This is a genomic window from Cohnella sp. WQ 127256 (genome assembly GCF_024519285.1).
In the GTDB taxonomy this organism is placed as follows: Bacteria; Bacillota; Bacilli; order Paenibacillales; family Paenibacillaceae; genus Cohnella.
Map to the genome: position 1 here is coordinate 1,716,352 of NZ_JAMZCY010000001.1, position 12,470 is coordinate 1,728,821.

Genomic DNA, 12,470 nt, shown 5'->3' on the forward strand with positions numbered 1-12,470 from the left:
CCAAGAAGTGTACAACTTAGTCAAGCGACCGTGAGCGCATCGTGACAAGCCCCATTGGCTTCCATTGCAGGAATGCCATAATGCCAGCAAATACAATTACCTTCCCAAGTGATGCTGTTGTCCAGTATTCCAAATAGGCTCCCGTAAGTCCGATGCCGAAGGCTCCAATCACAGTACCTATCAATTTGCCTACACCACCAAGCACAACAACCATGAACGCATCCACAATATAATAGGTACCGATGGACGGACCGATGGAACCAAGCAAAGTTAATGCACACCCTGCAACACCCGCAATTCCCGATCCAATCGCAAAGGTCATCATATCAACTCGTCTTGTTGAAATCCCTAGACAGGAAGCCATCTCCCGATTTTGCATGACGGCGCGCATTCTTCTTCCTGCATCACTGCGATAGATGTAGAAGTACATACAGATGAGACAGAAGGCCACAAGACCAATAATGAACAAGCGTTTATATGGAAGCACTGTTCCTGCGACAATTTCCCATCCTCCATTAAGCCACTCGGGGCTAATGACTGCCACATTTGGAGCTCCGAAGATGTTACGGGCAAGCTGCTGGAGAATTAACCCCACACCCCAAGTTGCGAGTAAGCTGTCTAATGGTCGCCCATACAGAAATCGTATCAAGCTAACTTCGAGAATGAGCCCAATAATAAAGGCGACTAGGAACGCGAAAGGGATCGCGAACATGAAGTAATAGTCAAAACCTGCCTTAGATACATTGCTAGTGAAAGCCTGCTGAATGACATAGGTTGAATAGGCGCCAATCATAATGAACTCACCATGTGCCATATTAATCACTTTCATCAGTCCGAAGGTAATCGCGAGACCTAAGGCAATCAACAGCAATATCGAGCTCACACTCACTCCGTTAAAAAGCTGTAGCATAATGACGCTCATCAGGCATCTCCTTCTCTTCATTAATGGTGAATATAGTACGGTTCTCTTATGGCTCTAATAAATAAGCCATAAGAGAACCGTTCATTCACCCTATTAATTAATCAATTTCGCAAATTTGGCTGTAACACTATCCATTGCTCAAGCCTTTTGCCCAAGCATAGCCCTTCAAGTAGGGGTCCGGCTTAACAGGCTCTGGCGTACTATAGAGCTCCTTAAACATGCCATCAGCCTGCACTTCACCGATCAGTACCTTCTTGTAGATGTGTTGTGTCTCTCCATCAATTGTCACTTTGCCTTCTGGTGCATCGAACTCAATACCCTTCGCAGCTTCTCTCACTTTATCTACATCTGTGGAACCAGCTTTCTCTACCGCTGCTGCCCACAGGTAAACTGCAATATATCCTGCTTCAATCGGGTCAGCCGTTACACGGTCGGCACCGTACTTCGCTTTATAGGCTTCAACGAACTTCTTATTCGCAGGCGTATCCGTTGTTTGATAATAGTTCCATGCTGCCAGATGACCCACGAGTACATCTGTACCAATCCCACGAATTTCTTCTTCTGCAACACTAACGGATAGTGTCGTGAGATCACTTGTCGTAATCCCCGCATCCTTCAATTGCTTGAAGAACGCCACATTGCTATCTCCATTAAGTGTGTTATAGACAACATCAGGCTTCGCCGCCTTGATTTTACTAATAACTGTGCTGTAATCTGTATAACCCAGCGGTGTATATTCCTCCCCTACGAGCTCTCCACCTTCTGCAGCTAGCTGAGCTTTAATGATCTTGTTCGCTGTTTGCGGGAAGACGTAGTCAGAGCCTAGGAGAAAAAACTTTTTGCCGCGGTTTTCAAGCAGCCAAGTTACAGAAGGAACAATCTGTTGGTTTGTCGTAGCACCTGTGTAGAAAATGTTCGGAGAGGATTCCAGACCTTCATATTGAACTGGATACCACAATAGACCATTAAGCTCCTCGAATACGGGTAGCATCGCCTTACGGCTTGATGATGTCCATCCACCAAATACTGTCGCCACCTTATCTTGCTGTAAAAGCTTTTTTGCCTTCTCGGCGAAAGTCGGCCAGTCGGATGCACCATCTTCAACGACTGGTACGATCTTCTTCCCTAGTACACCACCCGCAGCATTAATCTCTTCTATAGCAAGTAGTTCAGAATCCTTAACGGAAACCTCACTGATTGCCATCGTGCCACTAAGAGAATGTAGAATTCCGACTTTAATTGTATCTTCGGTCGAACCTTCACTTGGACTGCTGGATGAGCCACTCTCCTTGTTTGATGAACATCCCGCAATCACCATACTTAGAACTACAATCATAAGCATCATACTGGACCCTAACGATTTCTTCATCTCTCCACTCCCTCATCTTGTTTGAAAATTTGTAATTAACGAACAATCTTGCTATTTTTTTGTAAAATGTTCGCATTTCAAATTATATGTGGTTAATTTTTCCGCGTCAATATACTTAACATAAAAATCCTAATAATATTTTTTTTCTTGTTTTTTGGCAATAATTCACACATAATAGCTATTAAATAGGTGATTAGGAGATGTGCATGTAACATATATATACATCTCAATCCTATTGATGTTATGTTAAGTGACATTTTTTTAAGATAGGAGGGCAATGTTGTGCATTTCACAGAGCGTGAGAAGGAAAAGCTGCTCATCAGCTATGCCGCCGATGTAGCTCGAAGACGTCAAGAGCGGGGGGTTAAGCTCAACTATCCCGAGGCAATGGCTATATTGATCTCTGAGATCATGGAAGGTGCACGAGATGGGAAGACCGTAGCTCAGCTCATGGCCTATGGGGGAACTGTACTCAAGAAGAGTGATTGTATGGTTGGTATCCCTGAGATGATCGGCGAAGTACAGGTTGAAGCGACATTTCCTGATGGTACAAAGCTCGTTACTGTTCACGAACCGATTCGTACTTAAATTCCTACTTAAAGAAAGGTGATCGCCTATGATACCTGGGGAATACCGCGTTATGTCAGAAGATATTACGATTAATAAAGGGCGTGAGCTAACTGCACTCATCGTAACTAATCTCGGAGATCGCCCTGTTCAGGTCGGCTCTCATTATCACTTTTTCGAAGTAAATAGAGCTTTACAGTTCGATCGGCTACAAGCCTACGGCAAACGATTAGACATCCCAGCCGGAACTGCGGTCAGGTTCGAGCCTGGTGAAGAGAAGCCTATTACACTCGTCCAGCTTGGAGGGTCACAGAAGGTATATGGATTCAATCGATTAACCGAAGGCATTGCGCACCTACCAGAAGACCCCGCCCAATTGCTTGAGCGATTACAGCGATGGAAGGCGGAGCTTCAACAATGAGTATAATGTCACGCAAGCAATATGCCTCCATCTTCGGCCCCACTACAGGAGACGCGGTACGTCTCGCAGACACCGAGCTATGGGCGACAATCGAGCATGATTACACGGTCTACGGTGATGAATGTAAGTTCGGCGGCGGTAAAGTTATTCGCGATGGAATGGGGCAATCATCTAGAATTACGCGTGCTTGCGGGGCGCTTGACCTCGTCATTACGAATGCGATCATCATCGATCACTGGGGCATTGTAAAAGGTGACATCGGCATTCGCAACGGTCGCATCGTCGGCATCGGCAAAGCAGGCAATCCCGACACAATGGATGGTGTTCATCAGAACCTCATCGTGGGTGCCTCGACCGAAGTTATTGCTGCCGAAGGTCTAATTGTCACCGCTGGAGCGATCGATACACATATCCATTTTATTTGCCCACAACAGATTGAAGTCGCGCTTGCCTCAGGAATCACCACGATGATCGGCGGTGGCACAGGACCCGCGACAGGTACGAAGGCAACAACTTGTACACCCGGTGCATGGAATATCCACCGTATGCTGGAATCCGTAGAGAATTTCCCAATGAATATCGGCTTCCTTGGCAAAGGCAACTGCGCAACACCAGAGCCGCTCATCGAACAGATCGAAGCAGGCGCAATCGGCCTCAAGCTTCACGAGGATTGGGGTACGACCCCAGCAACAATCGATTGCTGCTTAATGGTTGCCGATCAATATGATGTGCAGGTAGCCATTCACACCGATACGCTCAATGAAGCCGGCTTTGTTGAAGATACGCTCGCAGCCATTAAAGGACGCACCATTCATACGTATCACACCGAGGGGGCAGGAGGAGGTCACGCACCTGATATTATTCGTGCAGCCGCAGAATCCTACATCATCCCCTCCTCCACCAATCCAACACGGCCATTTACCATCAATACGATTGAAGAGCATCTTGATATGCTCATGGTGTGTCATCATCTCGATAGCTCAATTCCTGAAGATGTCGCTTTTGCCGATTCTCGTATTCGCCCTGAGACGATTGCCGCAGAAGATATTTTGCATGATCTTGGCGTATTTAGCATTATTAGCTCTGATTCACAGGCGATGGGTCGCGTCGGAGAGGTCATCATGCGCACATGGCAGACAGCGGACAAAATGAAGCGACAGCGAGGGGAATTACCGGAGGATGTACAACAAGGTGGAGGAGATAATTTTCGAATTAAGCGCTATATCGCAAAATATACGATTAATCCCGCCATCGCTCACGGCATCTCTCATCTTGTTGGATCGCTAGAAGCCGGCCAGTGGGCGGATCTCGTCCTATGGCAGCCTTCCTTCTTCGGCGTAAAGCCTGAACTCATTGTTAAAGGAGGCTTTATCGCTTATGCCCAGATGGGAGATCCGAACGCTTCTATCCCAACTCCTCAGCCTGTATATGGTAGAGCGATGTTCGGCTCCTTCGGAAAAGCAATGCATCGCACATCCATGACCTTCTTATCAGAAGCCGCCTACCTAGCAGGTGTGCATCAGAAGCTAGAGCTGCAAAAGCATATAGAGCCTGTACGCAATTGTCGTGCCATCAGCAAGAAGGATATGATCCATAACGATCAGACTCCGCTTATAGAGGTGAATCCAGAAACGTACGAAGTGCGTGTAGATGGCGAGATTGTGACCTGCGAGCCAGCTGAGATGTTGCCGATGGCCCAACGTTATTTCATGTTCTGATTGGAGCGTTTTGAGATGATTAGCAATCGATTTGCTTTCGTACAGCTGTTAGATTCAGCTCTGCCTATTGGTGGATTCTCCCATTCCTTCGGACTCGAAGCTTATGTGCAGGAGGGGAAAATAAACGATGTGAAGCAGCTCGAGGCTTACATCGTCGGGCAGCTCCATGCCGGATGGGTACGGCTAGAGGGACTAGCGATCAAAGGGGTATATGCTGCGTTAGACCGTGATCGAGATGATCTACACAGTATCGTGCGATTAGACCAAATCATCCATGTACAGCGCATTGCGAAGGAATCTCGCGAAGGTATTCAGAAGATGGGAAAGCGACTACTAAAACTTGCTGTAGCGATGTACCCTGAGCTTGCAGTCACTGCGTTTGAACGCGTGTTAGTACAACGCGGTGGTTATTGTACGTTGCCCATTGTATTCGCCTGGATCTGCCATCACCTGAAGGTTGATTTGGAAACCACCGTAGAAGGATATCTATACACAAACATTACAACAACGGTCAACAGCGCACTTCGGCTCATGTCGATTGGCCAAACAGAAGGTCAAGTACTCATCCGTAGGCTTCAGCCCATTGCACATGAGCAGTGGTTGATGGTACGTGATCTTGCACCGGATCAGCTTCACAGCTTTACCCCCGCCCACGACATCCGAGCGATGAAGCATGAGACGTTATATTCAAGACTATTTATGTCATAGAGCCATTACATTAGAGGAGGAATTATATATGTGCCAAGGAGCTAATCATTCACATGAACAATGGATCACACCTATAAGAGATCTGGATCGTCCAATTCGCATCGGCATTGGAGGTCCTGTCGGATCAGGGAAAACCGCACTCGTAGAAAAGCTAGCGAAGGCGCTGCGCGATCAGTTTAGCCTCGCCGTCATTACAAATGATATCTACACAGCAGAGGATGCACGTATCCTTATTCGCCAAGCCGCATTACCTGAGGATCGCATCATTGGTGTAGAGACAGGCGGATGTCCGCATACAGCGATTCGTGAGGACGCTTCGATGAACTTCGAGGCAGTCGAGGAGCTTGAACAGCGATTCCCTGATCTAGAAATCATCTTCATCGAAAGCGGTGGTGATAATCTTGCCGCAGCGTTCAGTCCTGAGCTCGTTGATCGCTTCATCTATATTATCGACGTTGCACAAGGGGAGAAAATACCGCGCAAGGGCGGGCCAGGCATTATGCGGTCGGATCTGCTAATCATTAACAAAATCGATCTCGCCCCCTACGTTGGTGCGAGCCTTGAAGTAATGAAGCATGACACTGAGCAGATGCGCGGCACTCGTCCCTATGTCATGTCTAATATGATGTCTGGCGAGGGGTTAGGTGAGATCATTCATTGGTTGGAGCATCAGCTCGACAGAGCGCACTCCCATGACCATTGAGTTAGACACAACGGAGTCTTCTTTTCGATTCAGAACCTCTCACTTAAACGCCGTATGCCGACTTATCGAGGGCAAGACCGTACTGACTGACCGCTATCACGAAACGCCTCTGAAGCTGACGAAGACGTTTCGCGAAAGCTCAACAGATGCACTCATCGTCTACGTGATGGATGTGTCGCCTGGATTAATGGATGGGGATCGGTATGTGCTCGTTTTTTCACTTTACGAACATACCCACCTCATCCTAACCAATCAATCTTTTACGAAGGTTCATCCTTCTCCTAAGCTTGGTGCAGATGTTAGCTTCACCTGCACAATCGGTACGAATGCTGTGCTTGAATATTTCCCAAAACCTACAATTCCTTACGCTGGTAGTCAAGTTCATTGTCGAACAACGTTCCACCTTGCGGCAGGCGCAACGCTGTTGTATGCGGATATATGGACACCTGGACGCACACAGCGCAATGAACTGTTCCAATACGAGTCGGTCGCGAGCGACCTTGAGGTCTACAAGGAAAATAAGCTGATCGCTTGGGACCACTTTCTACTCGAGCCCGCTAGCCAGAACTATCTAGTGACGGGGGCCATGGAGCATTTCACACATAGTGGTGCGTTTTGGATCTTCTCAGAGCATGTAGACGGTCATTTATTGGAGGCCATCCGCGCCATCCTATCCACTGCTTCTTCAACGACCTTACTCGCAGCAGCAAGCTCCACCGCTCAACATGGCATTTGCATACGCCTACTTGGACACAACACCTGGCAGCTACAAGCCTTAATCGATAGGATCTGGAACGTTGCTCGCCACAATCTGCTCTCTGCCAAATACCCCAATATGAGCACAATAGCCTTATCTTGAGTTATCCCCCCATTAGAAAGTCACAGGAATGGCGACGTTAAGGAGACATTATCCTTGCGTCGCCTGTTGATCTTTCTGTTCTCCAGCATTACAATAGCTTAATTGCTCCAGAGAACAGGAAGGTAACTATTCATGAATAATAAGAATCCACCCGTACCCACACTCATCCCCTTAATCGTGGGTATGATTGCTATTTCCTTCGCCCCCATACTTGTTCGTTATTCGGATGCTCCTGTATCGGTCCAAGGTATGTATCGTATGCTGTTCACAGTCATCCTCATGCTCCCTTTCGGAACCCGTCAACTTCGAACAGTTCGATCAATCACGCGAAAAGATTGGGTGCTACTTGCCTTAGCAGGCTTTTTCCTGGCGCTACATTTCCTGCTCTGGATGGCGTCGTTGAACTTTACGTCCATTGCCAGCTCTACGATAATATTGGCACTAGAGCCTGTCTTCGTGATGATCGGTGCCTACTTTGTATTCAAGGACAGAATCGGTAAGCTTGCCTTGCTTGGAATGACTGTTGCGCTTATCGGCGCGTTTTGTGTAGGTTCCGGCGATATTAGCTTGTCGGGTGAAGCATTTAAAGGCGATGTCCTGTCGTTACTCGGTACACTCGCCGTAGTTGTAAACATTCTTATTGCTAAGGTGATTCTCACCCGGGTCTCTTCCTTTTTGTATAGCTTGATTGTATTTGCCGTAGCGTTCATTTGTTTCTGGGTCTACAATTTCTCCATGGGCATTAACATGTTGAGCTACCCTTCTTCTGAATGGATCATCTTCCTCTTACTCGCCATCGTCCCTACTGTATTTGGGCACTTAATCTTTAATTGGTTGCTTCAATACGTGAAGCCGACTACGATATCAATTGCCGTTTTCGCTGAACCTGTAGGTGCGAGTCTACTCGGCATGCTACTCTTCCAAGAGATGATTAGTACATCTCAACTCATAGGAGGAGCATTCATTATTGTAGGATTGCTACTCTATATGAGGAACGAATACACCGACGACAAGTCAACAAAAGCTACATCCGAAGCCGCATAATGGATGGGGAACTGCAATAACGTGGTGGATCAGCGGCATTGTAACGGGGATCATCTTTTTCGCGATGGGGATGATGCTTGATTACTTAGAAGACATCTCTTACAGATTGCGGAATCTTGAACATGAGTCGATTGCCAGCTCATCTACTCGTCCTCCTAAACTCGGAAATACTAAAGCGAATTTGGACAAATTATAAGATTTCAAAATATCGTGTAATGCTCAGCTCAGAATGTACGCAACTGAGCAAAAAAGAAAAAGTGCGGGTAGTGGAAGCAATCTTCCGACACCCGCACTTTTTCTTATTGAAAGTTCAGAGGTTTGTAGCTCTTATTGAATCGGTACATTATCTTTACGAAACTTCTCACCCTCAACTGTTAGCTTATATTCATTGTCCTCAAGTAAATTCATGAAAGCCTGCAACTTTGTCAGATAAGGACTAAGCTCAACATCGTTCCTTTGCAGCATCCCCATGTATCCCCTTAATGCGTTCGGCTGGATCACTTTATTTGAATAATCGAATAGTGGCGTATTATTCGTTCCATAATACGTTAACGTTTCATAGCTGCTGAAAAGATTACGAATGTGTGCAGCACGGTTAGAATACGGGTATTGGACGATGAAGCTTTCTTGATTCAGGGCACGGCCAACAAGTTGTTGGTAACTAATCATGATTCCCGCATCCTTGACCTTAACTTGATCGGACTCGACAGCCATAATATCGATATACGCTTCTATATCCGCATTAATCTTACCCACATAAGGTTTGAATCTTGAATAATCTACGACTGGAAAATAGAATCCTTCAGCTGTCTCCAGCTTATACCCACTATCACGCGCTTCCCGCAATAACACCTTCAAGCTCGTATCCTTCGTACGAGTGATGATGTTATCGAAGGTATCCCCTCTCGAGTACACTTTACTAATCGCAAGCTGTACGGAGCTTTTCTCGAAACGCTTCTCTATCGCTGTCATTTGCTTTTTAATCGCATTTTCCAGATGTAGAACCATGATCGTGGCCTCAGATTTGGTTACCTCATTAATATTTACCTTCAAATATGCGATTGCTTGAGGTAATTCACCTTGTTTCTTAACATAAGCCTCAAATTGGGACACTACTTTTGCAGCTGTTGCACTGCTAGAAGCTGCTATTGTGGTTACAGAAGCTAATTGTGTAGAAGTGGAACTCGCCGCAGCAACACTAACAAATTGTATGGATAACGCTAGTGCCGCAATCGTAGCAACAGTCATCGTCTTCTTCTTCGCTCTCCGTGATCTCTTGTTCATATCTACTCTCCTTTGATTAAACAGAATCATAAGAATTTGTTTACTCGAAGTCGATGGATATATCCGGATCTTTGCCTACATCAAGAACCTCAAGTAAACATAAACACTTGCTACAGCAACCGATAAAATCATAAGGGGGAACCCGATCTTCAAGTACTTCATAAATGTGATGGGATGTCCTTCTTTGGCGGCCATACCCGCTACGATTAGATTGGCGCTAGCTCCAATCAACGCACCGTTGCCACCCAAGCAAGCACCTAATGCAAGACTCCACCACAGCGGCTCTAGATTATCTATACCCATGACTCCCATTTCTTGAATCATTGGAATCATCGTAGCAACGAACGGGATATTGTCTAGGAAGGCTGAAGCGATAGCACTTAACCAGAGAATGAGCATGGAGGTCGCTGCCAAATCTCCGCCCGTCCATTCGATGGCTCTCGCAGCTAGCTGTGAAATAACGCCTGTCTCAACTAAGCCGGATACAAGCGCGAACAGTCCGATGAAGAAGAAGATGGTCATCCATTCTACCTTCGAGAAAGCTTCCTCCATCTTATGCTCACCTGTTAATAGCAGTAAGAAAAAGGCACCCGCTAATGCGACTGTCGCGGACTCCAGATGAAGCATTTGATGTGTGAAAAATCCGAGTATGGTCAGTCCTAAGATAATCAAACATTTCTTCAACAGCTTCGAATCTGTAATTAGCTGCTTCTGATCTATTTCCATAATGCTGCGCTTAAGAGCATCCGTAGTACGAATACTTTTGCGGAATAGCCAGATGAAGATAGGTATGTTAATAAGCATAATAATGGCCGCTATAGGCGCCAAGTTCACAATGAAATCAGTAAAGCTAAGCTCCTTCACTGCACTTCCAATCATAATGTTCGGGGGATCCCCGATGAGCGTAGCCGTGCCCCCGATATTCGAGGCAATGATCTGAGTAATAAGAAAAGGTAATGGATTAACCTTCAATTGCCTTGTTAAGCTAAACGTAACCGGTACCATCAACAGGACCGTTGTTACGTTATCAAGGAATGCTGAACCCACCGCGGTAATGAGCGCCAACGAGACAAGTATACGAACGGGCTCACCCTTCGCTTTCTTGGCCGCGACGATCGCGATATATTTGAATAAACCTGTTTCCGCTGTTACGCTAACTATAATCATCATCCCGATTAATAAGCCTAACGTGTTGAAGTCGATATGATGTAACGCTGTTTCTTGGTCCACAATGCCAAAAACGACCATCAAGATGCCACCGATCATCGCGACGATTGTTCGATGAATTTTTTCCGTAACGATAAGTGCGTAAATAACCAAGAAAATTCCAATTGCCCAAATTGCTTGCTGTTCCATAGTATCCTCCTTGAAGTAAATTGCCTTCATGATGTCCAGATATCGGAAATAAAACCGTTGATCCGTGCACACCAGCAGGAGAAGGAGAAATTTTAAAACGCAACCCTAAAAAAAGCAAAAAGAAGCCTGCTGGTGGCAGGCTCCTCCGGTGTTCCCTATTTAGTTCATCAATATTACAATCATACTCCATTTTACTTCGTTTCTCAAGACTTTTCGCTATTTATTATCCACACTCAACTATTTATTGATTATGTTATGATACATGGATGCAAATATACCATCCATTGGTCAATGATATAAATCGAAGGTGATGTTCTTGAAACGTATGCGCAATTATCCTTTTTATTTGAGTACACAGAACATAGCTGCTGGAATCCTGTCTGCTTTAATGGCGTGCACAGGTGGAGCTATATTAATCATGAATACGGCAGAGCTGATGGGATTATCTCGGCCCGAGCTCCTATCATGGTTATTCATTGTTTATTTTATTGGCGGAAGCTTAAACCTTATTTTGTCACTAGTTTATAAAATCCCATTTGCGGGAGCTCATTCCATTACTGCTGCAGCCTTCCTGAGCACAGCAGCCGCTCAGTTTTCTATACAGGAATTGGCCGGAAGCTTCATGATGGCGGGATGCTTAATCGCTATACTCGGCTTCACTGGAATTTTCAATAAGCTCTTGAAGCTCATCCCCAAACCGCTCATTGATGCGATGCTTGCAGGTCTCATCCTCAATTTTGTCGTTCAGATTGTCCCTGCATTTAAGGAGTCTCCAATCGTTGTTGGATTAGCAATAGCAGGCTTCTTCCTTGCCCCCAAAATTTCTAGAGCCATTCCTCCGCTGCTTGGGGTTATCGCATTTGGTGTTGTGGGTCTTCTCCTTAGTTATGATTTACCTAGCGTTGCAAGCGTACCGTTTAGCTTGCCGCAGTTCGTTATACCTTCATTTACTGGGCATGGTTTCTTATCGCTTGCCATTCCTCTCGCTGTCTTGATTCTGAGTAATGATCTTGCTGTCGCTCTTGCTGCATTACAAAAAAACGGATTTCATCCACCTATTAATAAAACGATTGCCTTTTCTGGCTTGGGAACATCGATTGCAAGCTTATTCGGAGGACATGCGGTAAATATAGGTGGCATGATGACAGCACTTTGCAGCAGTGAGGAGGCTGGTCAGAAGGACAGTCGCTATCGCGCTGCCATTGTATCCGGTGTATTAGTTGCTCTGTTTGGCGTCTTTGCCTGGAAATTTATTGTTGTGATTGAGATTTTGCCTGCATTCTTCATTACAATGCTAACTGGCTTTTCCTTAATGGGCGTGTTATTAGGTAGTCTGAAATCTGCATTCTCAGAGACGACTTACAAATACTCGATATTGTTTGCCTTTGTTATCGCTATTTCTAATATATCCTTTCTTGGTATTTCATCCGCAGTATGGTCATTGCTCATAGGGGGCATCACAGCCAAGCTACTAGGTGAAGGTAAAGCGAACGACGAGTAAGTTGATTTGCCGAAAACA

12 protein-coding genes are annotated in these 12,470 nt (G+C 45.8%); 8 read left to right on the forward strand and 4 right to left on the reverse strand.

Annotation, left to right across the window (positions count from 1 at the left end; genetic code table 11):
• Window positions 1–16: 16 nt before the first annotated feature.
• Window positions 17–922: an urea ABC transporter permease subunit UrtB gene (gene urtB, locus M1K58_RS07660; protein WP_256758059.1), complete on the reverse strand. Its 906-nt coding sequence runs from the start codon at window positions 920–922 to the stop codon at window positions 17–19.
• A 127-nt stretch (window positions 923–1,049) separates the two neighbouring features.
• Window positions 1,050–2,291: an urea ABC transporter substrate-binding protein gene (gene urtA, locus M1K58_RS07665; protein ID WP_256758060.1), complete on the reverse strand. Its 1,242-nt coding sequence runs from the start codon at window positions 2,289–2,291 to the stop codon at window positions 1,050–1,052.
• Between the two features lie 282 nt (window positions 2,292–2,573).
• On the opposite strand from urtA, the gene M1K58_RS07670 reads away from it, so the two are divergent.
• The 7 genes from M1K58_RS07670 to M1K58_RS07700 all read left to right on the forward strand — a co-directional run bounded on the left by M1K58_RS07670 (window position 2,574) and on the right by M1K58_RS07700 (window position 8,311).
• Complete coding sequence (locus M1K58_RS07670; protein WP_256758061.1) at window positions 2,574–2,879, forward strand: urease subunit gamma; 306 nt, start codon at window positions 2,574–2,576, stop codon at window positions 2,877–2,879.
• Window positions 2,880–2,907: 28 nt separating this feature from the next.
• Window positions 2,908–3,279, forward strand: a complete 372-nt coding sequence (locus tag M1K58_RS07675) for an urease subunit beta (RefSeq protein WP_256758062.1) — start codon at window positions 2,908–2,910, stop codon at window positions 3,277–3,279.
• Window positions 3,276–4,997 (forward strand): urease subunit alpha, encoded by a 1,722-nt coding sequence (gene ureC / locus M1K58_RS07680; protein WP_256758063.1) that lies wholly within the window; start codon window positions 3,276–3,278, stop codon window positions 4,995–4,997. Before M1K58_RS07675 ends, ureC begins: the two co-directional genes overlap by 4 nt.
• Before the next feature lie 15 nt (window positions 4,998–5,012).
• On the forward strand, window positions 5,013–5,705 hold the full coding sequence (locus M1K58_RS07685) for an urease accessory protein UreF (RefSeq protein ID WP_256758064.1): 693 nt from the start codon (window positions 5,013–5,015) through the stop codon (window positions 5,703–5,705).
• Window positions 5,706–5,733: 28 nt separating this feature from the next.
• Window positions 5,734–6,408, forward strand: coding sequence for an urease accessory protein UreG (ureG, locus tag M1K58_RS07690; protein ID WP_256758065.1), 675 nt, complete (start codon window positions 5,734–5,736; stop codon window positions 6,406–6,408).
• Window positions 6,398–7,267, forward strand: coding sequence for an urease accessory protein UreD (locus M1K58_RS07695; protein WP_256758066.1), 870 nt, complete (start codon window positions 6,398–6,400; stop codon window positions 7,265–7,267). Before ureG ends, M1K58_RS07695 begins: the two co-directional genes overlap by 11 nt.
• Before the next feature lie 132 nt (window positions 7,268–7,399).
• Window positions 7,400–8,311, forward strand: a complete 912-nt coding sequence (locus M1K58_RS07700; protein WP_256758067.1) for a DMT family transporter — start codon at window positions 7,400–7,402, stop codon at window positions 8,309–8,311.
• 327 nt (window positions 8,312–8,638) lie between these two features.
• Here M1K58_RS07700 and M1K58_RS07705 read toward each other — a convergent pair whose 3' ends face one another.
• Together M1K58_RS07705 and M1K58_RS07710 are read right to left on the reverse strand one after the other, a co-directional pair.
• Window positions 8,639–9,595, reverse strand: coding sequence for a hypothetical protein (locus tag M1K58_RS07705; protein WP_256758068.1), 957 nt, complete (start codon window positions 9,593–9,595; stop codon window positions 8,639–8,641).
• Between the two features lie 75 nt (window positions 9,596–9,670).
• A complete protein-coding gene (locus M1K58_RS07710) occupies window positions 9,671–10,951 on the reverse strand; it encodes an ArsB/NhaD family transporter (RefSeq protein ID WP_256758069.1) in 1,281 nt (426 codons plus the stop codon).
• Window positions 10,952–11,276: 325 nt separating this feature from the next.
• Between M1K58_RS07710 and M1K58_RS07715 the strand changes: the two genes are divergently transcribed.
• Entirely contained in the window at window positions 11,277–12,452 is a 1,176-nt protein-coding gene (locus M1K58_RS07715) for a benzoate/H(+) symporter BenE family transporter (protein WP_256758284.1), read from the forward strand.
• Window positions 12,453–12,470 lie beyond the last annotated feature (18 nt).